Source organism: Alcanivorax sp., from assembly GCF_017794965.1.
Lineage (GTDB): Bacteria > Pseudomonadota > Gammaproteobacteria > Pseudomonadales > Alcanivoracaceae > Alcanivorax.
In genome coordinates, this window is sequence record NZ_CP051240.1 from 3,508,763 (window position 1) to 3,531,932 (window position 23,170).

Annotated in this window: 25 protein-coding genes; 13 read left to right on the forward strand and 12 right to left on the reverse strand. The window is 60.9% G+C overall.

What is annotated here, in order from left to right; genetic code table 11:
• Positions 1–9 precede the first annotated feature (9 nt).
• From HF945_RS15350 to HF945_RS15365, 4 genes are all read right to left on the reverse strand, one after another.
• Positions 10–312, reverse strand: a complete 303-nt coding sequence (locus HF945_RS15350) for a ribosomal protein L7/L12 (RefSeq protein ID WP_290523438.1) — start codon at positions 310–312, stop codon at positions 10–12.
• Positions 313–413: 101 nt separating this feature from the next.
• The gene (locus HF945_RS15355) at positions 414–1,583 is read right to left on the reverse strand and encodes an AAA family ATPase (RefSeq protein ID WP_290523439.1); all 1,170 of its coding nucleotides are present in this window, start codon (positions 1,581–1,583) and stop codon (positions 414–416) included.
• Between the two features lie 209 nt (positions 1,584–1,792).
• Positions 1,793–2,221 (reverse strand): DUF1294 domain-containing protein, encoded by a 429-nt coding sequence (locus HF945_RS15360; protein WP_290523440.1) that lies wholly within the window; start codon positions 2,219–2,221, stop codon positions 1,793–1,795.
• Positions 2,222–2,224: 3 nt separating this feature from the next.
• Positions 2,225–2,944 (reverse strand): 16S rRNA (uracil(1498)-N(3))-methyltransferase, encoded by a 720-nt coding sequence (locus HF945_RS15365; protein WP_290523441.1) that lies wholly within the window; start codon positions 2,942–2,944, stop codon positions 2,225–2,227.
• A 95-nt stretch (positions 2,945–3,039) separates the two neighbouring features.
• Here HF945_RS15365 and HF945_RS15370 point away from each other — a divergent pair, with 95 nt between their 5' ends.
• Positions 3,040–4,026 carry an alpha/beta fold hydrolase gene (locus tag HF945_RS15370; protein WP_290523442.1) on the forward strand — a complete coding sequence of 329 codons (987 nt, stop codon included), beginning with the start codon at positions 3,040–3,042 and terminating at the stop codon, positions 4,024–4,026.
• A 182-nt stretch (positions 4,027–4,208) separates the two neighbouring features.
• Here the strand turns inward: HF945_RS15370 and HF945_RS15375 are convergent, their stop codons facing one another.
• The gene (locus HF945_RS15375) at positions 4,209–4,919 is read right to left on the reverse strand and encodes a TetR/AcrR family transcriptional regulator (protein ID WP_290523443.1); all 711 of its coding nucleotides are present in this window, start codon (positions 4,917–4,919) and stop codon (positions 4,209–4,211) included.
• Positions 4,920–5,066: 147 nt separating this feature from the next.
• Between HF945_RS15375 and HF945_RS15380 the strand changes: the two genes are divergently transcribed.
• From HF945_RS15380 to HF945_RS15390, 3 genes are all read left to right on the forward strand, one after another.
• Positions 5,067–6,509 (forward strand): coniferyl aldehyde dehydrogenase, encoded by a 1,443-nt coding sequence (locus tag HF945_RS15380; protein WP_290523444.1) that lies wholly within the window; start codon positions 5,067–5,069, stop codon positions 6,507–6,509.
• 99 nt (positions 6,510–6,608) lie between these two features.
• A complete protein-coding gene (locus tag HF945_RS15385) occupies positions 6,609–7,145 on the forward strand; it encodes a twin-arginine translocation signal domain-containing protein (protein ID WP_290523445.1) in 537 nt (178 codons plus the stop codon).
• Positions 7,146–7,181: 36 nt separating this feature from the next.
• A complete protein-coding gene (locus HF945_RS15390; RefSeq protein ID WP_290523446.1) occupies positions 7,182–8,795 on the forward strand; it encodes a GMC family oxidoreductase in 1,614 nt (537 codons plus the stop codon).
• Between the two features lie 33 nt (positions 8,796–8,828).
• On the opposite strand, the gene HF945_RS15395 is transcribed toward HF945_RS15390, so the two are convergent.
• Entirely contained in the window at positions 8,829–9,200 is a 372-nt protein-coding gene (locus HF945_RS15395; RefSeq protein WP_290523447.1) for a hypothetical protein, read from the reverse strand.
• 522 nt (positions 9,201–9,722) lie between these two features.
• Here HF945_RS15395 and HF945_RS15400 point away from each other — a divergent pair.
• Both HF945_RS15400 and HF945_RS15405 read left to right on the forward strand, forming a co-directional pair.
• Positions 9,723–10,256, forward strand: coding sequence for a Tat pathway signal protein (locus HF945_RS15400; protein WP_290523448.1), 534 nt, complete (start codon positions 9,723–9,725; stop codon positions 10,254–10,256).
• 53 nt (positions 10,257–10,309) lie between these two features.
• Positions 10,310–11,920 carry a GMC family oxidoreductase gene (locus HF945_RS15405; protein WP_290523449.1) on the forward strand — a complete coding sequence of 537 codons (1,611 nt, stop codon included), beginning with the start codon at positions 10,310–10,312 and terminating at the stop codon, positions 11,918–11,920.
• 6 nt (positions 11,921–11,926) lie between these two features.
• On the opposite strand, the gene HF945_RS15410 is transcribed toward HF945_RS15405, so the two are convergent.
• Entirely contained in the window at positions 11,927–12,181 is a 255-nt protein-coding gene (locus HF945_RS15410) for a hypothetical protein (RefSeq protein WP_290523450.1), read from the reverse strand.
• Positions 12,182–12,330: 149 nt separating this feature from the next.
• On the opposite strand from HF945_RS15410, the gene HF945_RS15415 reads away from it, so the two are divergent.
• On the forward strand, positions 12,331–13,125 hold the full coding sequence (locus HF945_RS15415) for an SDR family oxidoreductase (RefSeq protein WP_290523451.1): 795 nt from the start codon (positions 12,331–12,333) through the stop codon (positions 13,123–13,125).
• A gap of 303 nt (positions 13,126–13,428) precedes the next feature.
• Here HF945_RS15415 and HF945_RS15420 read toward each other — a convergent pair whose 3' ends face one another.
• The 3 genes from HF945_RS15420 to HF945_RS15430 form a co-directional block, all read right to left on the reverse strand.
• Positions 13,429–13,881 carry a hypothetical protein gene (locus HF945_RS15420; protein WP_290523452.1) on the reverse strand — a complete coding sequence of 151 codons (453 nt, stop codon included), beginning with the start codon at positions 13,879–13,881 and terminating at the stop codon, positions 13,429–13,431.
• A 159-nt stretch (positions 13,882–14,040) separates the two neighbouring features.
• Entirely contained in the window at positions 14,041–14,616 is a 576-nt protein-coding gene (locus HF945_RS15425; protein WP_290523453.1) for a DUF4334 domain-containing protein, read from the reverse strand.
• A gap of 182 nt (positions 14,617–14,798) precedes the next feature.
• On the reverse strand, positions 14,799–15,182 hold the full coding sequence (locus tag HF945_RS15430; protein ID WP_246972718.1) for a MerR family transcriptional regulator: 384 nt from the start codon (positions 15,180–15,182) through the stop codon (positions 14,799–14,801).
• Between the two features lie 105 nt (positions 15,183–15,287).
• Here HF945_RS15430 and HF945_RS15435 point away from each other — a divergent pair, with 105 nt between their 5' ends.
• From HF945_RS15435 to HF945_RS15450, 4 genes are all read left to right on the forward strand, one after another.
• The gene (locus HF945_RS15435; protein ID WP_290523454.1) at positions 15,288–16,352 is read left to right on the forward strand and encodes an SDR family oxidoreductase; all 1,065 of its coding nucleotides are present in this window, start codon (positions 15,288–15,290) and stop codon (positions 16,350–16,352) included.
• A gap of 126 nt (positions 16,353–16,478) precedes the next feature.
• Positions 16,479–16,970, forward strand: coding sequence for a pantetheine-phosphate adenylyltransferase (gene coaD, locus HF945_RS15440; protein WP_290523455.1), 492 nt, complete (start codon positions 16,479–16,481; stop codon positions 16,968–16,970).
• Positions 16,971–17,185: 215 nt separating this feature from the next.
• Complete coding sequence (ggt, locus tag HF945_RS15445) at positions 17,186–18,895, forward strand: gamma-glutamyltransferase (RefSeq protein WP_290523456.1); 1,710 nt, start codon at positions 17,186–17,188, stop codon at positions 18,893–18,895.
• Positions 18,896–18,971: 76 nt separating this feature from the next.
• Positions 18,972–19,112, forward strand: a complete 141-nt coding sequence (locus HF945_RS15450; RefSeq protein WP_290523457.1) for a hypothetical protein — start codon at positions 18,972–18,974, stop codon at positions 19,110–19,112.
• A 7-nt stretch (positions 19,113–19,119) separates the two neighbouring features.
• On the opposite strand, the gene HF945_RS15455 is transcribed toward HF945_RS15450, so the two are convergent.
• Positions 19,120–19,734: a glutathione S-transferase N-terminal domain-containing protein gene (locus tag HF945_RS15455; RefSeq protein WP_290523458.1), complete on the reverse strand. Its 615-nt coding sequence runs from the start codon at positions 19,732–19,734 to the stop codon at positions 19,120–19,122.
• Between the two features lie 175 nt (positions 19,735–19,909).
• On the opposite strand from HF945_RS15455, the gene HF945_RS15460 reads away from it, so the two are divergent.
• Positions 19,910–20,329 carry an SRPBCC family protein gene (locus tag HF945_RS15460; protein WP_290523459.1) on the forward strand — a complete coding sequence of 140 codons (420 nt, stop codon included), beginning with the start codon at positions 19,910–19,912 and terminating at the stop codon, positions 20,327–20,329.
• Between the two features lie 244 nt (positions 20,330–20,573).
• Here the strand turns inward: HF945_RS15460 and HF945_RS15465 are convergent, their stop codons facing one another.
• Entirely contained in the window at positions 20,574–22,334 is a 1,761-nt protein-coding gene (locus HF945_RS15465; protein WP_290523460.1) for a monovalent cation:proton antiporter-2 (CPA2) family protein, read from the reverse strand.
• Positions 22,335–22,505: 171 nt separating this feature from the next.
• Here HF945_RS15465 and HF945_RS15470 point away from each other — a divergent pair, with 171 nt between their 5' ends.
• Positions 22,506–23,126 (forward strand): HPP family protein, encoded by a 621-nt coding sequence (locus HF945_RS15470; RefSeq protein WP_290523461.1) that lies wholly within the window; start codon positions 22,506–22,508, stop codon positions 23,124–23,126.
• Positions 23,127–23,170: the final 44 nt, after the last annotated feature.

Sequence of the window (23,170 nt, forward strand, 5' to 3'; positions counted from 1 at the left end):
GTGTCAGGTTTACAGCATACCGTTGGCCAGGGCGTAGCCAAGACAGGCGGCACCCACCACGATCACCCCCAGCAGAATTCGCCCGATCGGCAAGCCGCTGACCTGATGGGCAGGCGACGGCCGCGCATGCGATGAAGCGCCTGTCAGCGCCTCTGTGGATTGTGCAGCGCCATGTGGGTTATCGGCCTCATGGCTTTCAACCCATTCCTTGGCTTCACGCAGGCCCAGCCCCTTTACTTCACGCAGTGCCTTGATAGCGGCGATTTTGCCGTTGTGAATCAATATCTGCTCGATACTCTCGGGTAAACGCATTTTCCCTCCCTGGAAAAGAACCACTACTCAGAAATCCTACTCGGGCACCATACAACAAGTTGTTCTTTCAATGCTCATCAAGGCGAGGCCATGGCTAACACTCAGCGAGCCTCCGGCCATTGCCAGCGCGGCACATCCAGCAGACCCTGGCCCACCACCCGGGTTTCCCCCATTTCCTTGCTCAGCTCGGTATGAACACAATCCGGGTGGGCTTTGAGCGCCTCCACCAACTCACTGGCATGACTGACCACCCACAGCTGACTGTGCTGGCAGGCCTTCTCGATCAACCGCGCCAGGGCCGGAAGGAGATCCGGGTGCAGACTGTTCTCCGGTTCGTTGAGGACCATCATGGAGGGCGGACGCGGCGTCAGCAGGGCCGCAATCAAAAGCAGGTAGCGCAGAGTGCCATCAGACAGTTCCGCCGCAGTGAGCGGACGCAGCAGGCCATGCTGGTGGAACTCCAGCTTGAGGCGACCGTCGGGGAGCGGGGCAATCTCCAGTCGCGCCCCGGGAAAAGCATCCTCAATGGCCACGTCCAGCCCACGGCCGTCGCCGATTTCGCGAATGGTCTGCAACGCGGCGGCCAGATCATGGCCATCATGATTGAGTACCGGGGTACGGGTGCCGATCTGCACCTGACGGGCCGGGGCATCCCGGTCAGTGCGGAAGTGATCGTAGAAGCGCCAGCCGCGAATGCGCTCGCGCAGGGTCAGGACCTCCGGGGCACTGTTGGCATCGGCCACCTGGCTGAACAGGCTGTCGAAACTGTTGAGGTGGGCGGCGATCAGTTTCCAGCCGCTATCGCTGCGTACCTTGACCATGGGGCCGCGACGATCCACCAGCACCGATGCCGGCCGATATACGTCTCCAGCCCAGATGATTTCCCGCTTGATCTCCGGATCCAGATTGAAGGCAGTGGTACTGTCCGGCTTGGGCAGCCCCAGCTCGATCAGATAACCAAAGTCCTCACCGGTGAACCCCAGACGCAGGCGGCGTTTTTCCTGGCGCGGCCCACCCTGCACCGGCACCAGCCCACGGCGCATGGCCGTAGTGAGGGTCTCCGGCCCGGCCCAGAACGTGGACTCCAGCACCCCCTCGCTGGCCAGGGCCGCAACCACATCATCCCGCGCCGTAGCCGCCAGCAACCGCAGGGAACGATAGAGGTTGGATTTACCGCTGCCATTGGCACCGGTGATCACATTCAGCGATCCCAGCGGCAACGCCAGATCCAGCGCCGACCGGTAATTGCAGATGGCAAGAGTATCAAGCATGACAGTCCCTTGTTTGAAAGCAGCTACCAGGTTTGAGCTATGAGCCACCAGTCAAAACACGAGGTTTTGGCATTTTCTGGCAGCTCATAGCTCATAGCTCGCCGCTGTTTTTTTGTCAGTAATACGGCATCCGTGACGGCTTTCAATACGTCGAGGGTGAACGGTGTTTCTCACGGACGGGTGACCGCTTGCAGATTACCGCTATGACGTCAGCGTGACAGGGACTGCTGCACAAACAGGTACCAATGGCGGACTTCATCATTAAGCCAGGCACGCGCCGGTGCCGCCGGGTCTACGATCAGGAACACCAACAACAGGCCACCGCTGAGCATGGCAGAACACCAGAACAGGAGAGAGAAGGGTTGCTTGCGGGTCTTGTGGCGAAACAGCGGACGGGCGAGCAGGGCACCGGGCCAGCCGCCTGCCAGCGCCAACAGGTGCAGGGTTTTCTCCGGGATGCGCTGGCGTTGGTGCACTGCGGCACGCTTGTCCAGGGCGTACAGAATCAGGGTGCACAGGCTGAGCAGGGACAGTACCAGCAACAGAAAGGGCAACAAGGCATCACCTGGGATCAGCCAGATTAGGCCGGCCACATAGGCAGCAATGACCAGCGATGAGACCGCCAGGGGCTTGATCATGGTTTAGCCCAGCCAGGCCCACAGTGCGGCCAGCAATGCCACTGGCGCGGTCTCTGCACGCAACACCCGCTCACCCAGTGCGAAGGGTGTGAAACCGCTCTGTTGCGCTGCCTTCAATTCCTCATCGGAAAAGCCCCCTTCCGGTCCGGTAAGCAGGGCCAGGGCCTCCCCCTTGTGCAGCACTGCCGGATCAAACGGTTTTTCGCCCGGGTGGGCGATCAATTTGTGGTGAGGCAGCTCACTGGCCAACCAGGTTTTCAGGCTCTCCACACCGGATACGCTGGGCGGAATATTCAACCCGCACTGCTCACAGGCACTGATGGCAATCGCCTGCCACTGGGTCAGCTTCTTGTCGGCACGCTCGCCTTTCAGGCGCACTTCGCAGCGCTCGGTGTCCAGCACGACGATCCTTGTTGCCCCCATTTCAGTGGCTTTCTGGATTGCATAATCCATGCGATCGCCCTTGATCATGGGCAGGGCCACGGTGACAGATAAAGGAGGGGTGCGGTTGTCTTCACGGAAAAACAGCACGTCCACGGTCACCGCTTTCTTGCTTACCGCAACAATGCTGGCCTGCCATTCACCGCCGCGACCGTTGAAGACGACAATGGCATCCCCCTCCGCCATCCGCAGCACCTTGCCAATGTGGTGACTGGCCGCCTGACCCAGCTCAACCTGCTGGCCAACCTGAAAATCCTGATCATCAAAAAAACGGCGAGACATGTTTTCTCCAGTGAATGCGGGGTGTCGCGGCGAAGGCAAAAGGCTACCATAGCCCGGCGCTGACGCCTTTGATTATCCTGCCGTGAGAACCGTCCATGGGTGAGATTCTGCATTCCTCCTTTCGCGCGCCCCTGTGGCTGCGCAACCCCCACCTGCAAACCCTTTGGGGGCCGCTGGGACGCACCCTGCCGGAAGTGGAGCGACAACAGGAACGTCTGGAGCTGGCCGACGGCGACTACCTGCTGCTGGACTGGGCCGGCCCGGCACCCCAGCCCGGCCAGCTGACGGTGATCCTGTTGCACGGCCTGTCCGGTTGCAGCGATTCCCATTACATGCGCGGTTTCCAGAAAACCTTCGCCGATGCCGGCATCCGTTCCGTGGCCATCAACAGCCGCGGCGCCAAACAACCCAACGATACCGCGCTGTGTTATCACGCCGGGGAAACCGATGATGTGGATGCGGTGATCGAGCATGTATTCCATCAGGATCCCACCGGCCACCGCCTGGCTATCGGCGTCTCACTGGGCGGTAGTCGCCTGCTCAACTGGCTGGTGCATCGCGACAATGGCCGGCTCACCGGGGTTGCCTCGGTCTGCGCGCCGCTGCGACTGGACCTGTGCGCCAACCGCCTGGACCGGGGCCTGTCACGGATGTATCGCAAGCATCTGATCACCGAATTGCTGGCCAGTTTTGATCGTAAGAAAGCCCACCTGGATCAAATCAATCCACCGGAGGCCAAACGCCTCTACCGGCTGAACATGACAGGCATCCGCTCTTTCTGGCGCTACGACGACCAGATCATCGCGCCACTCTATGGCTTCCGTGGCGCCAGTCACTACTATGCAGAATGTTCCGCTGGCCCCCGCCTGTTACAAATCCGCACGCCTACTCTGCTGCTGCAGAACCGCGACGATCCCTTCATGACCCCGGCCACGCTGCCAAAGAAAGCGGAACTGGGCCCGGCGGTAACGCTGGAGATCAGTGAGAACGGTGGGCACGTGGGCTTTATCGGTGGCGCTAACAACCGCTACTGGCTGGAGCAGCGCCTGCTGGCGTTCGTGCAGGGCTACGGGTTTCGGTAAGGGGACACACCTGTAGGAGCTTGCCTGCAAGCGATCCGAGCCACGGCGAGGTAATCATAGTTTCGAGAAGCGAGTTTCGAAAGGCAAACCCGAGCCTCCAACCTGGCCAGCGGTTTTGGATTTTCGAACTCGTCTCTGGAATCCTTACCTCGCCAAGGCTCGGATCGCTTGCGGGCAAGCTCCTACGGAAGCTCCGATTCAGCTGGCGTCTCTTCTTCCTCCGACATCCCCAGCAACAAGCCCGTGGTACTGTCCGCTCCCCGGTAACGGGCGCGCATTTCTTCCAGGTGCTCCCGGGCCTCGCCCGTGAGGAAGGGCTCCTCAAGACAGATTATCTGATAGATGCCATGACGCATCAGACGTTCATCCAGCGCCTCATCGCCAGCAGCATCCGGGCGCAGGCCGTGCACCAGAGACGCCCAGGACGACATGATGATCCAGGTGTTCACCATTAACCCCTGCAGCTGCTCATCATCCACCGCAACGATGCCACTGTTGCGCAACTCAGCATAGATCACCGTTCCCTGCTCCGTGACCGCCTGCACAAAGGCCCGGTAGCGCCGGGCCAGATCCGGATCCGCATGCAGCAGGTGAGACAGGTCACGATGAAAGAACCGGAACTGCCACATGGAGGCCAGCAGGCTTTCAAAGTAATACACCTTTATCCGCCAGGTGAGCGGTCCCTGCGGCGTGGCCAGCGCTTCCAGCAACTGATTCTGATAACGGTCGAACAGCGCCGACACAATCATCCCCTTGTTGCGGTAGTGGTAGTACAGGTTACCGGGACTGATGCCCAGCGCCTCGGCAATGTGATTGGTGGTCACATTGCGCTCACCCTGCTTGTTGAACAGGGCCAGGCTGGTGTCGAGGATCTTCTGTTTAGTGCTGGTCATTTCGGGACAACTGTTGTGTTTTTGCTACGCCGAGTTGACTCTTAGAGTAATTACTCTAAAAATCACTGGCAAGGTTAAAAAATAACCGGGCACCCCGTGTCCGGCATAACCATCTTACACAACAAACCAACTCGGGAGGCGAGGACCATGGTCGCCGAAGTGAAAGAGCTACATCAGAGCAACACCGAAATCGAGCGCATGCAGCGGATTTTTGCCGCCCAGAAAGCCGCGTTCCGCCAGCACCCTTTCCCTACTGCGGAACAGCGCATCGAGCTGATCAATCGCCTCCGTCCGATTCTCGCTAACCATGCCGATGAGTGGGCGGACGTCATCAGCGCGGACTTTTCCAATCGTGCTGCCGACGAAACCCGCCTGGCCGAGATCCTGATTACGCTGGAAGGTCTCAAGTACACCACCCGCAAACTGCGCAAGTGGATGAAGCCCAGCAAGCGCAGCGTCAGCGCCCTGAGCTGGCCGGGCAAGACCTGGGTGGAATATCAACCGCTGGGCGTGGTGGGCATCATCGTGCCCTGGAACTATCCGATCCAGCTGGCCGTGGTGCCAATCATCACCGCCCTGGCCGCCGGTAACCGGGTAATGGTGAAAATGAGCGAAGCCACCCCACGGGCCGGTGCCCTGCTGGAAAAACTGGTCGCCGAGAGCTTCCCGGAAGACCAGGTGGCCATCTTCAATGGTGAAGTGGAAGTGGGCCAGGCCTTCTCCCAGCTGCCCTTCGACCATCTGCTGTTCACCGGCTCCACCGCCGTGGGCCGCCATATCATGCGTGCCGCTTCCGAGAACCTGACCCCGGTCACTCTGGAACTGGGCGGCAAGAGCCCCTGCATTATTGGCCAGGACTTCCCCATGCGTGACGCCTGTGAGCGTATCGCCTTTGGCAAGTGCCTGAACTCCGGCCAGACCTGTGTGGCCCCGGACTACATCCTCTGCCCGGAAAACCGGGTGCAGGAATTTGTCGACGCCTGGAAAGCCCAGGTGGCCCAGTCCTACCCCACCATGGTGGACAACCCGGATTTCACCGCCATCGTTAACGGCCGCCAGCAACAACGTCTGCTCGGTTATCTGAAAGATGCCCGTGAGAAGGGGGCCGAGGTGATCGAGATCAACCCGGCCAATGAGGACTTCAGCAACAGTCAGAAGATCCCCCACACCCTGGTGCTCAATGTCACCGACGACATGCAGATCGCCAAGGATGAAATCTTCGGCCCGCTGATGATCGTGGTCCCCTACAAGACCCTGGACGATGCCATCGAGTACGTGAATGAGCGCCCCCGTCCCCTGGCCCTGTATTACTTCGACTGGAACAGCGAAAACTGCAGCCATGTGCTCAAGCACACCCACTCCGGCGGTGTCTGCCTGAACGACACCATTTCCCATGTGGGTGTGGATGACATTCCGTTCGGCGGCATCGGTGATTCCGGTATGGGCGCCTATCACGGCCCGGAAGGTTTCAAGACTTTCTCCAAGGCCAAAGGCATCTACAAGAAAGGCAAGTTCAACGCCACCCGCTTCATTCTGCCCCCCTATGGCCGAGGCATGCACAAGCTGATCCAGAAACATATGATCAAGTAACGTGCTGCCAGCCCGGGCCCGGCATCCAGGGCGGATCCGGGCTGGCAGTCAGCATGACGGTCAATGGATCAATAACAAGACAATTAAAAAGGTCATCCTATGGATCAGGGAATCAATCGACGTGGCTTTCTCAAGCTGGGTGCAGCAGGCAGTGCCTTGCTGGCCACCGGCTCTGGCGTGGCACTGCTGACAGGCTGCTCCAGCAATAGTGATGGCCCCGCTGAGGGCTACCGTTACTTCCGTCAACAGGACGTGGATCTACTCACCCCGCTGGTCGGTGCCGTGCTCGCCCCCTCACTGGCTGCCGCCGGCGCCAGTGCCGAAGACGGCATGAAAGCCTATGACGATCTGCTGGAAGGGGCCATGCCCGGTACCCGGGACACGCTTTTCCAGATACTGGATCTGATGCAGCTGGGCGCCGCCCGCTGGTTCCTGACCGGCACCTGGACTCACTTTTCCGAACTGGATGACGACCAGCTCAAGCAATTGTTGGCGGACTGGTCTGCCAAGAGCAACAGCATAGCCCGCATGGCTCTCAAGGGCCTGACCCAGCCCATGCACATGGCCTGGTATGCCAAACCTGCCGGAGCAAGCACCACCGGCTATCCGGGTCCGCCGACCCGTGTGATGGTTTGAGCCTCCCCACGCGCCCTACAAGAACAAGGAACGAGCATGCAGGACCTGACAACACTCCAGATCAAGGTAAAAGACCCGTGGAAACGCCCCGCTGACAATGGCTGGGATGTTATCGACGGGCGCACCCTCAATGACGACCGCACCCTGGAAGCCGATGTGGTGATCATCGGCAGCGGTGCCGGCGGTGGCGTGAGCGCGGAAATTCTTGCCCAGCGCGGCCTCAAGGTGGTGGTACTGGAAGCGGCCAAACTGAAAACCTCTGACCAGTTCGACCTGAATGAAGCCGAAGCCTACCGTGACCTGTATCAGGAAGGCGCCATGCGCGCCACCAAGGATGCCGGCATGACCATCCTGCAGGGCAGGGCAGTGGGCGGTACCACCGTGGTCAACTGGACCAGTTCCTTCCGTACCCCGGAAGAAACCCTCAACTTCTGGCGCGACCAGTATGCCGTGGAAGGGCTCTCCCGCAGCGAACTGGATCCCTGGTTCGCGATGATGGAAAAGCGCCTCAAGATCGAAAAATGGCTGATGCCCCCCAACGCCAACAATGATGTGCTCAAACGCGGCTGCGACAGCCTGGGCTGGCATACCGATGTGATCCCCCGCAACGTGAGCGGCTGCTGGAACATCGGTTATTGCGGCATGGGCTGCCCCACCAACGCCAAGCAATCCATGCTGGTGACCACCCTGCCGGGGGCCCTCAGCAATGGCGCAACCCTGATCCACAGCGCCCAGGCCGACACCCTGATCATCGAAGGCGATACCGTCACCGGGGTCAAGGTTCGTCCGCTCAAGGATGACAAGAGCCCCACTGGCGCCACTCTGACTCTCAAGGCCCGTGCCGTGGTGTCATCCGGCGGCAGCATGCAGAGCCCGGCCCTGCTGATGCGTTCCGGCGCCCCGGACCCCCATGGGCTGGTGGGTACCCGCACCTTCCTGCACCCCACCAACTTCGCGTACGGGATCTACGACAAGGAAATCGCCCCTTACTACGGCGCGCCCCAATCCATGTACTCCGACGAGTTCGTGTTCAAGCACGGCGTGGATGGCCCGGCAGGCTACAAGCTGGAAATGATGCCCATGCACCCCGGCCTGAATACCGCCCTGATCGGCGGCTATGGCGAAAGCGCCTTTGAAGAGGCACAACGGCTACCCAACCTGGCCGCCTCCATTGCCCTGCTGCGCGACGGGTTCCACGAAGACAGCGTAGGCGGCACCGTGGAGCTGCGTGACAACGGTGAGCCTCTGCTGGATTACCCGGTCAATGCGTACCTGCTGGACGGAACCCGACGCGCCCACCTGACCATGCTGGAAATGCAGTTCGCCGCAGGGGCCAAGGCCGTGCGTCCGGGACACCATGACGCGCCCTACTATAAAAACTGGAAGGAAGCCCGTGTCGGGGTGGATCAGCTGGACTACGCCCCCACCATCACCGGCCTGGGCAGTGCTCATGTGATGGGTGGCCTGACCATGGGTCAGGATGACAAGCGCTGTACCGTGAACAGCGATGGCAGCTATAAGCACCTCAACGGGCTTTACGTCATCGACGGTTCCGTGTTCCCCACCAGCCTGGGGGTAAACCCGCAGCTCACCATCTATGGCATCAGCGCCCGCAATGCCACCGCCCTGGCGGACCAGCTAACGGCATGAGCATGACGGCGCCCTTCACAGGGAGAGGCGCCGTTAACATTGAACCGGGATGTATTGCATCATCGCCGGCACCGGGTCGGAGCACCCCCGCGCACATTCCAGTTTGACCTCCCGGCTTTGCGGGTCCGGTTTACCGGCTTGCCGGTACAAGGTCCCGTTCAGGAATGTTCCCGGCAGACCGGTACACGCCAGCATCGCGTTATCGCCCATGAGAAACACACAGGGCGGGTCGCTAAACGTAAACAATCGGGAATAGGCATTGTCCTGGGGCAGGAGAGTGCTGTTTATGCTCTCAAGGGACAGACGGAACCGGGTCCCATCCTGGCTTTGCCCCTCCAGGCGCCCCATTGACTCTGCCAGAACCGACGATGACCACCACAAAAAAACCAGTATCCCTACCCGCATCACGCTCTCCTGGAATCCTTTTCCACCTAGGAAGCCTCTGAATAACTCCTTGCGTACTCAGCGTGGCCTGGAGCGCGCAGCTGTTGTGTCTTGACTCGATGGTCAGGGTGGCTCCCTTTCCGAGAGGCAAGGCGCAGCAGATGTACGCTCCAAGCCGCGCCTTTATGCCCGAACGGGTGCTCCCGGGTCTTCCAGGCTGGCCCGCACTCGTTGTTGCGCTTCCTTTGAAGGTGAAGAGCCGATGGATGGACATACACCTTCAAAAGCGCGCCCCTCTTTACCTTTGCCGAGGGGGCGAACCAGCCTGAAAGACTGAGCATGCAAGGAGTTATTCAGAGGCTCCCTAGACATTATTGCAATTTTGCGCATTCTCTGACGAGACGCTCTGGCGGTTGAACAGGCAGGCAGCCGCAAGTCAATGTCACAATTTCACCATTTGAGACAGAACCCTCATTTTGTTTCACGATGAACTACGCCATATTGCACCCTGACGATTCCCGCGAATAACGACGGATAGGTGCCATGGCTGTGGAAATGCATCGACGTGACTTTCTCAAGACCGGCCTGTTCGGTGGCGCCATGCTGGCCACCGGCTCCAGTCTTGCCCTGCTGAGCGGCTGTTCCAGCAATGACGGCCCGGCAGAGGGCTATCTGCACCTGCGCAAGCAGGACGTGGAACTGCTGCTGCCGCTCACCGGCGTGGTACTGGCCCAGGCCCTGGAGACGTCTGGCGCCTCTGCACAGACAGCCCTGAAGGCCTACGACAAGGTGCTCGATGGCGCCATGCCCGGCACCCGCGCCACCATGTTCCAGCTGTTTGATCTGATGCAGCTGGGCGCCGCCCGCTGGTATATCACCGGCACCTGGGCGTCTTTCGCCGATCAGGACCAAACCACCCTGACCCAGACCCTGCAGGCCTGGTTCACCCTCGATCGCACCCTTTCCCGCATGGCCTGGAAAGGGCTGGTACAGCCGTTGATGTTTGCCTGGTTTGCCCAGCCGGAGGCCGGCCTGACCACGGGTTACCCGGGACCACCGCAGCGGGTTATTTCCTGATTCATTCTTTCGTCGCCCGACCGAGCAAACCACGCCTTCGATAAGGAAACATCATGCAGGATCTCAGCACTCTGAAAATCCAGTCCAAGGATCCCTGGAAAGATCCCAAAGCCAACGGCTGGGATGTGATTGATGGTCGCCAGGAACGCAGCGACCGCACCCTGGAAGCCGATGTGGTCATCGTCGGCAGTGGCGCCGGTGGCGGGGTCAGTGCAGAGATTCTCAGCCAGAAGGGTCTAAAGGTGATCCTGGTGGAGGCGGCCCGGCTGAAAAGCTCCGATGAGTTCAACCTGAACGAAGCCGAGGCCTACCATGACCTGTACCAGGAAGGCGGCATGCGCGCCACCAAGGACGGCACCATGTCCATCATGCAGGGCCGCGCCGTGGGCGGCACCACCGTGGTGAACTGGACCAGTTCCTTCCGCACCCCGGTACAGACCCTGGATTTCTGGCGTGATGAATTCGGCGTGCAGGGTATGGACGAGGCGGCCATGGCCCCCTGGTTTGCGCAGATGGAAAAGCGCCTGAAGGTAATGAAGTGGGTAGCCCACAACAACAATAACCAGATCATGCTGGATGCCTGTCAGTCCCTCGGCTGGCAGGCCGATGCCATTCCCCGCAATGTGAGCGGCTGCTGGAACCTGGGCTACTGTGGCATGGGCTGTCCCACCAATGCCAAGCAATCCATGCTGGTCACCACCATCCCTGCCGCCATGGATACCGGTGCTACCCTGCTGCACAGCGCCCAGGCTGACACCCTGATCATGGAAGGGGACAAGGTCACTGGCGTTCGTATCAAGCCCCTGGACGACAACAAGATCGCCACCGGCGCCACCCTGACCCTGAAGGCGTCCACCGTGATTGTTTCCGGCGGCTCCATCCAGAGCCCGGCCCTGCTGCTGCGCTCCCAGGTACCGGATCCCCATGAACGGGTGGGCAAACGTACCTTTACCCATCCCACCAGCTTTGCCTTCGGTATTTTCGACCGCGAAATTGCCCCCTATTACGGCGCACCGCAAAGCGTGTACTGCGACGAGTTCAGTCATCAGAACGGCATCGCTGGCAACGCCGGCTACAAGATGGAAATGATGGCCCTGCACCCGGGCATGGTGGGTGCCTTCGTGGCCGGCTTTGGCCAACAAGCCTGGGACGAAATTTCCCAGCTGCCCCACATGGGCGGTGCCATCGCCATGATCCGTGACGGCTTCCATGAACAAAGCCAGGGCGGCGCTATTGAGCTGCGTGACAACGGCGAGCCGGTCATCGATTACCCGATCAACGAATACGTGCTGGAGGGCACCCGCCGTGCCCACCTGAGCATGGTGGAAATGTTCTTTGCCGCCGGCGCCAAAAAGGTTCGCCCCAGCCACAGCCAGGCGGATTACTACACCAGCTGGAAGGACGCCCAGGCGCGGCTGTCAAAGCTGGCCTACGTGCCGGTGGCCACCGGCATCGGTTGTGCCCACGTGATGGGGGGGCTGGCCATGGGCTCGGACGAGAGTCAGTGCGTGGTCAACAGCGATGGCAGCTACAAGTATCTGGACGGGCTGTACGTGATGGACGGCTCGGTGTTCCCCACCAGTGTGGGGGCCAATCCGCAGCTAAGTATCTACGGCGTCAGCGCCCGAAATGCCACGTTGCTGGCGGACAAACTGAAGGCCTGAGCCTGCTTACCACCAGGCCAGAATGGCGGCCCGGATCAGGCCGCCCATGGCGATGGGGGCAGTGAACAGCACCAACCAGTAACACATGAAGAGATTGTAGAGCAGGCCGCTGATATCTACCCCGAGCACGAAACAGGGGTCCGCGGCACCGGCATCCAGACGGGTGCCTTTGAGCCGGGCGATGCCCATGCCCAACAGGCTGAGCCCAAACGGCACAGCGACGAGTAACAGACTGGTTAGCACCCATTGCGCAGGTGTCATGACAAACCTCCTCCCCCGATGAAGTAGCGGGATGGTAGCAGAGGCAAACCCGACACGTTGCGACCTGTGGCAAATCGCCCGCTTTTGCCACGGACATTGATGCGGGCAGGTTCATTCATTTGGCAATGACACATAGGGAAGGGAAGGTTATGAGCAATTTTTCCGGCAAGACGGCACTGATCACCGGCGCCTCATCAGGCATGGGCATGGACTACGCCCGCCAGCTCTGCGCCCAGGGCGCCAACCTGATCCTCACCGCCCGCCGAGAGGATCGTCTCGAATCGCTCAAGCAGGAACTCGCCGCCGAATGCTCCCGGTCAGGGAAAAACGTGGACATTCACGTATTTGCCTGTGACCTGGTCGACGAGGAATCCCGTAACGCCCTGATCACCCGCATTGCCGACGCCGGGCTAAAGGTGGATATCCTGATCAACAATGCCGGGCTTGGTCTGCAGGCGCCGTACCTGACCCAGCAATGGGATGACCTGCACGGCATGATGCAGCTGGACATGAACGCGCTGTCGCACCTGACCCACCACTATGCCGCCGACATGAAAGCCCGCGGCGAAGGTTACATCCTGCTGGTGGCCTCCGTGGCCGGCCACATGGCCATCCCCGGCTACGCCGCCTACAGCGCCTGCAAATACTACGTGCGCGCCCTGGGCTATGCTCTCAACGGCGAGCTGCGCCCGGAAGGCATTCGCGTCACCGTGGTTTCCCCCGGCGCCACCGAGACCGCCTTCTTCGAAGTGGCCGGCCACGAGCGCAACTGGATCGCCCGCTTCATGACCGGCAAGAGCGAGCATGTGGTGGCCCGCGCTCTGAAGGGCCTCAAGCGTGGCAGCCGCGAAGTGGTCCCCGGCACCCTCAACTGGCTGGCCACCTTCTACAGCCGCATCCTCCCCTACAGCATGATGCGCCGCATCATGGAAGTGATATTTTAGGGACGCGGCACGCATCACGCTGCACGCACCATGCACATAACAACAGGCCGCTATCGCGGCCTTTTGTTTGACCGCCTGACGCCTAACGCCTAACGCCTAACGCCAAGGATGAAACCGCTGTAGGAGCTTGCCTGCAAGCGATCCGAGCCTAGGCGAGGTAAGGATTCCAGAAACGGTGGCCGGGCTCGGGTTGATTTGCGCTTCTGCCTTTCAAAACTTGCTTCTCGCTTCTCGTAACTCATCTCCTCGCTTAGACTCGGATCGCCCAGGCAAGCTGGGCTCCTACAGCGGCTCCGGCCCAGCTCAGCAGCCTTCCGCCGGCCCCAGCTGGTCCAGAAAATCCCCCGCCCAGAACAGCCCCTGAACAGCCAGCCCGGTCACCGCCAGCATCACCAGCAGAAACATCAGCGGCCGCAAACGGGCCCGGCGTCCGTACACGTAGCGGGTGGGTTTGAGAACTTTCTCGCCGGGTAAGGGGTGCTGGGCCAGCTGCCAGACGCGCAGGCTGTGGCGGCCCTCAATGGCTAGCACCACCAGCACAAAACTCCCCGGTAGCCCAACAAAGATCCCGTACAGCAATACCCCCATGGCGCTGAACGGCCCCACCTGACGGCAGGGAGCTGTCGCGACAAAGGTTTCCAACCAGGGAAAGAACAGCCACTGACTGACCAGCAACAACGGCACCGCCCAGGCCCCATGCAAGGCCAGAAGGGTTAACCGCTCGCGGCGGCTATATTGCGGTGCCCACTGCTCCATCCGACTCCCCTGAACAAGATCAGGGAAAGTGTGCCAGATTTTTCATGTGCTGCTTGATGGGACAGGGCAGACCAGACAGACATAAAAAACACCCCGGCCTCCAACGATAGAAACCGGGGTGTTTTTTGGCGTCTTGCGTCCGGCATCCAGCGTCAGGCGTTACTTCTCCCGCCGCAGCACAAAGAAGAACGGTTGCTTCATGCCCTTGAGATCCATAATGCCCAGCACGGTATCCTCATCCACCTTGTGGAACACATCGTTGATGGGCAGGTTATCGTACACCATGGTGGCAGTGGGCTTGCCACGGTAGGTGGTCATGCGCAGGCGGGCGGCGGACTTGTTGCCAGACAGCAGCGGGATCAGCGCCTGGAACGCGGTTCCCGCCGCTTCCGACTTGAGAATCGGCAGCTTGTCGAGCAGCCCCAGGCCAGGCATGGCCAGCAGCGGCTTGACGCTGGACAGCTCACCGTTGCGCTTGCGGAACACCAGCGGGTGCACATGCTCGGTGGTTTCGAAACGCTTGCCGTGCCAGTGACAACGCTCCAGCATGCCGTCCATGGGGTGGTCGGTCTCGAAGCCTTCCCCTTTCCAGGCGCCCAGCATGAAATCGGTATCTGCCGGCTCCAGTGCATCGAAAATGGCCAGCGCATCCTCAGTGGACACCTTCCCCTGTGCCTGCGCGGCAGCAAAGCTGATTTCCTGCTGTACTGCGGTCTTGTCGGTCGATGCACCCATGCTGCGCTCCTTGAAAGCCTGTGTCAGTGAGGTCGACTACGCTAATCCCCGTGGCCCGATACGACCAGTCCACATGGGCCATTGTCCGGCAATCCGGTTTACCGAAAACACCATCGTTGACCGAAACGCTTATTTGGGGAGCCTCTGAATAGCTCCTTGCGTACCCTGACGAGCATAAATATTCAGCGGATACAGTCTCGCCCCTTCCGTTGTGCCTCGGCACTGGCTTCCAATTCGGCCTGCTGTTGTCCCAGCATACGGCTGACCTTTTTCAGCTCGCGAATCCGCTGGTCCACTGCGGCCTTCTTCTCCGCCATCAGCAGCGCCCCCTGGGCGCAATCGATGGTATCGCTACGCAGGGCATTGAGCAGCTCGCGGATTTCGCGCAGGGAGAACCCCAACTCCTTCAACTGGCTGACCATGGTGACCCGTTCCACCGCTTTTTCCGGGTAGTCGCGGTAGTTGTTCTCGCCGCGCACCACTTCCAGCAACAGGCCTTCCTTTTCGTAATAACGCAGGGTGTGCCGGTTGATCCCGGTGCGTTGTTCCAGTTCCGCAATCCGCATTGTCGCTCCCTTGCTGCCACCGCCAGTTCGGCCTTGACCTTAGAGTCTACTCTACACCTTAGCCTGTCCGTAAATCAGCGTTTTCACAAGGACAAGGAGAACCCCATGACCATTCTGATCACCGGCGCCAGCGGCTTTATCGGCCGTTATGTCTGCGCACAACTTACCCGCGACCAGCAGCCCGTTCTTGCCATGCTGCGTCAGCCATCATCACAACTGGCCACCCTGCGGCGGCAGGTCGATGCGCTGGGCGGGCAGGGCGATCTGGTTCAGGCCATTCAGGGTGATCTGGATCAGCCGGACCTGGGCCTCGATGGGCCCGTCCCAGCGCTGGAGGCCATCATTCATCTTGGGGCCCGCTTCGCCTGGCAATTACCCATGGCGGAGGCACGTCGGACCAATGTGGACGGCGCGCTGGCCGTGGCACGCCTGGCCCGGCAACAGCAGACGCGGCTGGTGTTTATCAGTGGTTTCATGCTGGAGAACCTGGCTCATCTGGCCCGGCTGGGCATCGACCTGAACTCAGCGGATAAAACTGACTGGCAACAGGTCTATCGCCGTGCCGGAGGCTATGAAGCCAGCAAGCTGGAAGCCGCCATCCGGGTACGGGAGTATGCCCGGGAACAACATCTGGAGATGGTGGAAGTACAGCCCGCCACCGTGGCAGGAGACAGCCGCACCGGGCAACTGGACCACCAGCAACCGCTCTATCAGCTGCTCGACAACCTGGCGCGCGGGCGCATGGCGGCGATCCCCGGCACCCCGGACCACTGGCTGCCGCTGGTGGCCGTAGACCTGCTTGCCGCCCTGATTGCCCGGGCAGCTCTGGCCCCGGCGACACCGCAGCGACTGCTGGCACTGGACAGCCGTACTCCCAGCCTGCAGGGGCTGCTGGCCCACGCTGCCCCCTCCCTGAAAAGGAGAGCACCGACACGCTTTCTGCCCATGGGTGTACTCGCCACCCTTCTGCGCCTTCCCGGCCTGCCGCGCCTGCTCAATACCTGGCCCGAGGCCCTGCACTTCATTCAGACCACCCGTTTTGATACCGGTGCCAGTGATGCCTTTCTCGCTACCCAGGGGTTAACTCACCCGAGCATCAAGGGGGTAATCACGGCCAGCAGCCACTTCTATCAACAGCAACATAGCCCCGCGACACAACAACCCGCCTGACTCCAGACACGCCCCCTGTCATCCTTGCCCCTGCACGGCAGGGGGCGGTTGCGGTATCCTTGCGGCCATATGGTGCCCGGGCCAATGTCCGCGCACAGTGTTGACTGCAACAGAGGCAAGGCCAGTATGACCAACCGCGTAATCTACCCCGGCACCTTCGACCCCATCACCAACGGCCACCTGGACCTGGTGGAACGGGCCGCCAAGATGTTCGACGAAGTGGTGGTCGGCATTGCCGCCAGCGAGAAGAAAGGCCCGCTGTTCACCCTGGAAGAGCGCGTGGACCTCACCGAACGGGTACTGGCCCACCTGCCCAATGTGAAGGTGAAAGGCTTCTCCAAGCTGCTGGCCCACTTCTGTGAGGAAGAAGACGGCAACATCCTGCTGCGCGGCCTGCGCGCGGTATCCGACTTCGAATACGAATTCCAGCTGGCCAACATGAACCGTCAACTGGCCCCGGATCTGGAAACCGTGTTCCTGACCCCGGCAGAGCACCTGTCGTTCATCTCCAGTTCCCTGATCCGCGAGATCGCCCTGCTGGACGGCGACGTGAACAACTTCGTCCCGCCGCTGGTCGCCGAAGCACTGGAAGAGAAACGCAAGGCGCGGCAGAAATAAGAGTTCAAAGTTGAAAGTTCAAAGTTTAAAAGCGCGAGTCAGGTGATCGGGTTCTGGAGTCACGTACCCGCGCCATTACCGGCGAACGCGGGCACAGCCTTGCAGAACCATAAGGCCAACCCCGCGATTCAACTTTAAACTTTTAACTTTCAACTCAGGCATAACAACAACGCCGGACACCGCTCGACACACACCGGCATTCAAGGAGGAATCCCATGCGCATCCTGATCTCGTTACTGCTGCTGTTTACCCTTTCTGCCCAAGCCGCCGGGCCGGGACAGAATGCGATTGCCAGTGCCCACCCGCTGGCCACCCAGGCGGGCATGGAGATTCTTGACCAGGGCGGCAATGCCTTCGATGCGGCCATTGCGGTGGCAGCAGCGTTGGCGGTGGTGGAGCCTTATTCCGCCGGCATGGGCGGCGGCGGCTTCTGGTTGCTGCATCGCGAGCAGGATGGTTTCCAGACCTTTGTGGATGCCCGGGAAAAAGCCCCCGGCGCGGCGACGGCCAACATGTACCAGGACAAGGACGGCAACGTCATGCGCGACTGGGCGGTGAATGGCCCCAGCGCCGCCGGCATTCCCGGCCAGGCCGCCGCCTTTGTCCACCTCGCTGACAAGCACGGTAAGTTACCACTCACTACCACCCTGGGCCCAGCTATCAAACTGGCTGAGAACGGCTTCCCGGTGGATGAGAAATACCGCAAGCTGGCCGGCTACCGGGAAGAGGTACTCAATCGCTTCCCGGAATCTGCAGGCATCTTTCTGCATAATGGCAAAGTGCCACCCACCAACCACACCATCCGCCAGCCAGATCTGGCCCGGGTGCTCAGCGCCATCGCCGAGCACGGCAACGCCGGTTTCTACCAGGGCGAGGTGGCCAAACAGCTGGTGGATGGCGTGCAGCAGGCCGGCGGGCTGTGGACCCTGAAGGACCTCACCGATTACCAGGTGGTAGAGCGCACCCCGTTGATCAGCCAGTTCCGCGGTGCCCGGGTGATCTCCGCGCCGCCACCGTCCTCCGGTGGCATTGTCATGGCCAACGCCCTGAACATCCTCAGTCAGTTCAACGACGGCCACACCGGCGACCTGACCCCGCACCTGACCATCGAAGCCATGCGCCGCGCCTACCAGGATCGGGCCCGCTATCTGGGGGACCCGGACTTTGTGGATATGCCTGTGGATAAGCTGTTGAGCATGGACTACGCCAAACAGCGCGCCGCCAGCATCACCCTGGACAAGGCCACCCCCAGCGCCAGCCTCGGCGAGCCGATCGGCGTGGAAGAGGGCTTCCATACCACCCATCTGTCCGTGCTGGACAAGGACGGCAACCGGGTGGCTGCCACCCTCAGCATCAACCTGCCGTTCGGTAGCGGCTTTGTTGCGCCGGGGACCGGGGTGTTGCTCAATAACGAGATGGACGACTTTTCTGCCAAGCCGGGCAGCCCCAACGCCTACGGCCTGGTGGGCAGCGAAGCCAACGCCATAGCCCCCGGCAAGCGCCCGCTGTCCTCCATGACCCCCACCTTTGTGGAGTTTGACAATCGCATTGCCATTCTCGGCACCCCCGGCGGCAGTCGCATCATTTCCATGGTGATGCTGGGATTGCTGGAAGCGGCAGACAACAAGCCGGTACAGGACTGGGTCAGCAAGGTACGCTACCACCACCAGTACCTGCCGGATGAAGTGCAGGCGGAACCGGAATTTGTTGGCAGCGAAGCGGCTAAACAGCTGATGCTGCTAGGCCACAAGGTGGTCTCCACTGGCCGCGACTACGGCAACATGCAAGCCATCCTGTGGCGCCGTGACAGCAATGAAGTCACCGCCGCCAGTGATCCCCGTGGTATTGGCGAGGCTACCGTGCGGGCTCCCCAGGCCACGACGCCAGCCCCGCTGGAACTGCCGGAAAGTCTCTCCGCAGACTGACACCGGTATTGCCGCGCCCGCCTCTCCGGGCGCGGCCTTTCCCTTTGCCCAGGCGCTGGTAGGCATTGAAGTGTGTGTGACACGGATGGAGGGAAAGGCCAAAGCCAGCCAGAACCCACCCGCTCGCAGTCAGGCATCGGTACTGGCTGGTCTGGGTGAGGACCCCGCCGCCACATCTCTGAAGCAGATGATGGCGGCGATCCTGAAACCGGACTGATACGGCCTCAAGCGAGCGGTTGCGTGGCCATGAAGCTGTCCCGACCTTCCCAGGCCTTGAACCAGGCTGCCAGCCCGGGCCGCCCGCTGCGCCACTGCATGGCGTCATGGCGAAAGTCCAGATAGCCCAGGGCACAGGCCAGAGCAATGCTGGCCAGATGGATGCCCGCCGGCATCACCGCGTCCCCCTGGGCCTCCAGATAATCCAGGGTGCGGGTAATCGCGTCACGGCGGCGATCCTGCCAGAAGTCAGAGTGCTGCCTCTCCGGCCGCCCCCGTTCCATCACCATCAGGAAGGCGCTTTCCATAATGCCATCCGCCAGGGCCTGCCCTTGCTGGATAACCAGTCGGTGGGAAGCATTGTCTCCCAGCATGCTGTCCCGTCCCTGGGTCACGGCCAGGTTGTCCAGCCAGGCACAGATTATCGGGCTGTCCACCACCAGTTTGTCGTCATCGGTGATCAATGCCGGCACCCGCCCCAGCGGATTCATCCTGGCCAGTTCAGCCGCATCATCCAGTGGGTGCAATGCCCGCAGGTTGATTGCCTCGCTCAGCCCCTGTTCCCGGGCCAGAATCTGCACCTTGCGAGCAAACGGGGAAGTGGGCGACACCATCAGTTCCATGATTTTTCGCGCTCCATATGTGTGTATGCCCAAGCAGTGTACCCCACCGACCCCGCGACGGGGCGACACCTCTGGCTCAAATTAACCTTGTCGCCCATGGCGGATCGGGCAGAATCGACCCCTGTTACTGCCATTGTGCAATGTTATTTACGGCCGTGCCGTTTGTGGAGTTCCCATGCAGCGTATCGAGATCATCCAGACCTTCCCCTTCTCCGTGGACAAGCTGTTCGACTTTCTCAGCGACCATCACAATCTGGAGTTGATCTTTGCCCCGGCCAAGATCAAACGAATCAAGGAGGGCAGCGACAGTCCGAATGGCGTGGGTTCCACCCGCTGGATGAAGCTGCCACTGGCACCGGCCTTCCATGAAACGGTCACCGAAGTAGAACAGAACAAGCTGATCCGTTACGCCATCAGCAAAGGCAGCCCGCTGAAGAACCACCAGGGCGTGATGCACTTTTCTGAAACCAGCAACGGCGGCAGCATGCTGCACTACACCATCGAATTTGAAGGCAAACTGCCACTGATTGGCCCGGTCATTAAAACCGTACTGGACCAGGGCATCCGCCGCGGCCTGAAGAAACTAAAACTTTAAACCCGGCCCCCCTGTAGGAGCCCAGCTTGCCTGGGCGAAGTGTCGAGTTTCGAGAAGCGTGATGCAGCCGCAGCGCGGCCTAAAAAAACGCCGGGTCTCTTGCCTGTGCAAGACCCGGCGCTGAAGCAGGTTGCGTACAACCCAAAGACTGTTCGAGGTCGCAACGGAAATCGCCTTAATCGCGGTTTACCCGATTGCTGGCCCACATCTTATAGATAACGATAACCATTCTCAACAAAAACACTCACGATTCATCCTGCTTCAGCAAGGCACTCAATTCCTCACGGCCGCGCGCGCTGGTTTCCAGTAATTTGGCGTGGTCATCGCGATGCTCTATCTGCTCTTCCAGCATCCGCTCGTCCAGAGCGCGGAAACTTCGCACCAGATCCAGTGCCGTGGATTCCGGCACACCCAGCTCAGTCAGCGTCAATCGGGCACTCAGCAAGCCGGACTCAAAGGTTTCCCGAACCACCAGTTTTACCCCTTGGGCCCGCAGCCGGAAGGCATGGTTGCGATCCCGGGCTCGGGCAATGATGGTGACCTTGGGGAAATGGTGCTGCACCAGTGAAGCGGTCTTCATGGAGGCTTCCACATCGTCGATGGCCAACACCAGCACGCGGGCATGCTCCAGACCGGCGTTCTGCAACAGATCCAGTCGTGTCACATCACCAAAGTAGACCTCGTTGCCGAAACGACGCAGCAGATCAATTTCATCCGGATCGGAATCCAGCGCCGTAAAGGGAATCTGCCGGCCCACCAGAATCCGGGCGGTGATCTGGCCAAAACGACCGAGCCCGGCAATCACCACACTCGGGTGGTGGCTGGGCATGGCTTCCTCTTCCAGGTCCGGGCGGGGCGTGCGCGTCTCTTCAGGCCACAGCGCGGCCACGGCTTTCAACAACAGCGGGGTACAGGCCATGGACAAGGCCACCACCAGATTCAGCTGGCCCGCCAGTGTACTGTCCACCAGATTGAGCGTGACCGCCTGGGTCAGCAATACAAAGGCAAATTCGCCCCCCTGACTGAGCAACATGCCGAACAGCAGGGTACCCCGCCAGGTCGCCTTGCGGATCCGGCTGATCACCATCAATACCAGCGCCTTGGTACCCAGCAGAATCACCAGATAGAGCGCAATTTTTCCCGGGAAATCCAGTAGCAGGCGCAGGTCCATGGTCATGCCGATGGCCAGGAAGAACAGGCCCAGCAACAACCCCTTGAAAGGCTGGATATCCGTTTCCAGTTGTTCCCGGTAAGGGGAGTTGGCCAGCAATACCCCGGCAACAAACGCGCCCAGCCCCATGGACAGGCCCAGATGCTCCATCAGCGCTGCCGCCCCCAGCACCAGCATCAGGGCACTGGCACTCATCAGCTCCCGGTTGCGAAGTTTTGCCAGCCAGCCCAGCCAGGGGTTGAGCAGATAACGGCCCGCCGCCACCATGCCGGCCAGTGCCAGCAGCCCGGCCAGCAATTGCGGCCCGCCCTCATCGCTCCCGGTGCCTGCCAGCACCGGCAGTAACAACAGGATCGGGATTACCGCCACGTCCTGGAACAGCAGAATGGAAAACGCCGAGCGGCCATGGGGCGTGCCCAGCTGGTTGGTTTCCACCAGCATCTGGATAACAAAGGCGGTGGACGACAACGCCAGTATCGCCCCGACGGCAAGGCTGACTCGCATATCCAGCCCCAGCGACAGAAACACCGCCGCCAACAGCAAGGCGCTGGCCACCATCTGGGTGGCGCCCAGGCCCACCAGACTACGCCGTTGGGCCCATAGATGCTGAGGAGCCAGCTCCAGCCCCACCAGAAACAGCATCAGCACCACGCCCAGCTCGGCGAAATGCAGCACATGGGTGCCGTCACTGATCAGCGCCAACCCCAATGGCCCCACGGCAATGCCGGCAGCCAGGTACCCCAGGATGCTGCCCAGCCCAAGTCGCTGGAACAACGGCAATAGAATCAGGGTGGCACCCAATAACACCAGTGCCTGAGCAAAAAATCCGTCCACCGGGTTCTCCTTCTCCGTGAACACTGATGCTACCGGATCTGTGACAACAAATACCCACTCTGGCGCGGTTATCTTTTTGACGTTAAGGACGGGCTGCGCGCACCGAAATTGATCAGCAAGCGCGAAAGCCTTACCATTCGCGGCTCCTGAACCGCCCCCTATTGGTGCGCCATGAGCAAACAAAGCGATCAGGTTCGCCAGCGTCTGGTCAGTGGCGTGCTTCGCCAGCTCCATCTTGAGGTGATGAGCCAGCGCTTCAATCCGCGCCTGGTGCTTGCCGCTTTCAATCTGGTCAACGGGGGTCTGAGTATCGCCCTGATCGCCATGGTGGCGCTGGTTACCCAGCAGGCGTTCATTTTTCCCTCTCTGGGCGCCACCGCGTTCCTGCTGTTCCATGTGCCTCTGGCCGAGGCCGCCAGCCCCCGTAATGTGATCAGCGCCCACATCCTCGGCGCCCTGTGTGGCTGGCTCTCCCTGTGGCTATTCGGTCTGCACGACGCCCCCGCCGCCTTCATCAGCGGCGTGGAGTGGTCCCGGGTTGCCGCGGCAGGCCTGTCCCTGGGACTCACCAGCAGCCTGATGATCCTGTTGCGGGTGGCTCACCCCCCGGCCGGCGCCACGGCCCTGATTGTGTCACTGGGGCTGATGCACGAACTCCAGCAGATGCCGGTCCTGATCAGTGCAGTGGTCTTGCTGGTCTGCCAGGCCTTCCTGATCAACCGGCTGGCGGGGATTCCCTATCCGCTCTGGCGACCATCGCGGCCACCGATTAAAGGTAATGAGAACGATTAACAATATTGCTACACTGCGCCCCACACTTCCCTTGGGTGCGGTTC

What these genes read in the sequence shown, in the direction of transcription:
- HF945_RS15355 (WP_290523439.1), bottom strand. Translation starts at nt 1,583, where the DNA reads ATGCTTGATACTCTTGCCATCTGCAATTACCGGTCGGCGCTGGATCTG.
- HF945_RS15400 (WP_290523448.1), top strand. Translation starts at nt 9,723, where the DNA reads ATGGCTGTGGAAATGCATCGACGTGACTTTCTCAAGACCGGCCTGTTC.
- HF945_RS15470 (WP_290523461.1), top strand. Translation starts at nt 22,506, where the DNA reads ATGAGCAAACAAAGCGATCAGGTTCGCCAGCGTCTGGTCAGTGGCGTG.
- HF945_RS15350 (WP_290523438.1), bottom strand. Translation starts at nt 312, where the DNA reads ATGCGTTTACCCGAGAGTATCGAGCAGATATTGATTCACAACGGCAAA.
- HF945_RS15420 (WP_290523452.1), bottom strand. Translation starts at nt 13,881, where the DNA reads ATGGAGCAGTGGGCACCGCAATATAGCCGCCGCGAGCGGTTAACCCTT.
- HF945_RS15460 (WP_290523459.1), top strand. Translation starts at nt 19,910, where the DNA reads ATGCAGCGTATCGAGATCATCCAGACCTTCCCCTTCTCCGTGGACAAG.
- HF945_RS15390 (WP_290523446.1), top strand. Translation starts at nt 7,182, where the DNA reads ATGCAGGACCTGACAACACTCCAGATCAAGGTAAAAGACCCGTGGAAA.
- ggt (WP_290523456.1), top strand. Translation starts at nt 17,186, where the DNA reads ATGCGCATCCTGATCTCGTTACTGCTGCTGTTTACCCTTTCTGCCCAA.
- HF945_RS15405 (WP_290523449.1), top strand. Translation starts at nt 10,310, where the DNA reads ATGCAGGATCTCAGCACTCTGAAAATCCAGTCCAAGGATCCCTGGAAA.
- HF945_RS15410 (WP_290523450.1), bottom strand. Translation starts at nt 12,181, where the DNA reads ATGACACCTGCGCAATGGGTGCTAACCAGTCTGTTACTCGTCGCTGTG.
- HF945_RS15365 (WP_290523441.1), bottom strand. Translation starts at nt 2,944, where the DNA reads ATGTCTCGCCGTTTTTTTGATGATCAGGATTTTCAGGTTGGCCAGCAG.
- HF945_RS15380 (WP_290523444.1), top strand. Translation starts at nt 5,067, where the DNA reads ATGGTCGCCGAAGTGAAAGAGCTACATCAGAGCAACACCGAAATCGAG.
- HF945_RS15425 (WP_290523453.1), bottom strand. Translation starts at nt 14,616, where the DNA reads ATGGGTGCATCGACCGACAAGACCGCAGTACAGCAGGAAATCAGCTTT.
- HF945_RS15455 (WP_290523458.1), bottom strand. Translation starts at nt 19,734, where the DNA reads ATGGAACTGATGGTGTCGCCCACTTCCCCGTTTGCTCGCAAGGTGCAG.
- HF945_RS15395 (WP_290523447.1), bottom strand. Translation starts at nt 9,200, where the DNA reads ATGCGGGTAGGGATACTGGTTTTTTTGTGGTGGTCATCGTCGGTTCTG.
- HF945_RS15370 (WP_290523442.1), top strand. Translation starts at nt 3,040, where the DNA reads ATGGGTGAGATTCTGCATTCCTCCTTTCGCGCGCCCCTGTGGCTGCGC.
- coaD (WP_290523455.1), top strand. Translation starts at nt 16,479, where the DNA reads ATGACCAACCGCGTAATCTACCCCGGCACCTTCGACCCCATCACCAAC.
- HF945_RS15375 (WP_290523443.1), bottom strand. Translation starts at nt 4,919, where the DNA reads ATGACCAGCACTAAACAGAAGATCCTCGACACCAGCCTGGCCCTGTTC.
- HF945_RS15430 (WP_246972718.1), bottom strand. Translation starts at nt 15,182, where the DNA reads ATGCGGATTGCGGAACTGGAACAACGCACCGGGATCAACCGGCACACC.
- HF945_RS15385 (WP_290523445.1), top strand. Translation starts at nt 6,609, where the DNA reads ATGGATCAGGGAATCAATCGACGTGGCTTTCTCAAGCTGGGTGCAGCA.
- HF945_RS15435 (WP_290523454.1), top strand. Translation starts at nt 15,288, where the DNA reads ATGACCATTCTGATCACCGGCGCCAGCGGCTTTATCGGCCGTTATGTC.
- HF945_RS15415 (WP_290523451.1), top strand. Translation starts at nt 12,331, where the DNA reads ATGAGCAATTTTTCCGGCAAGACGGCACTGATCACCGGCGCCTCATCA.
- HF945_RS15360 (WP_290523440.1), bottom strand. Translation starts at nt 2,221, where the DNA reads ATGATCAAGCCCCTGGCGGTCTCATCGCTGGTCATTGCTGCCTATGTG.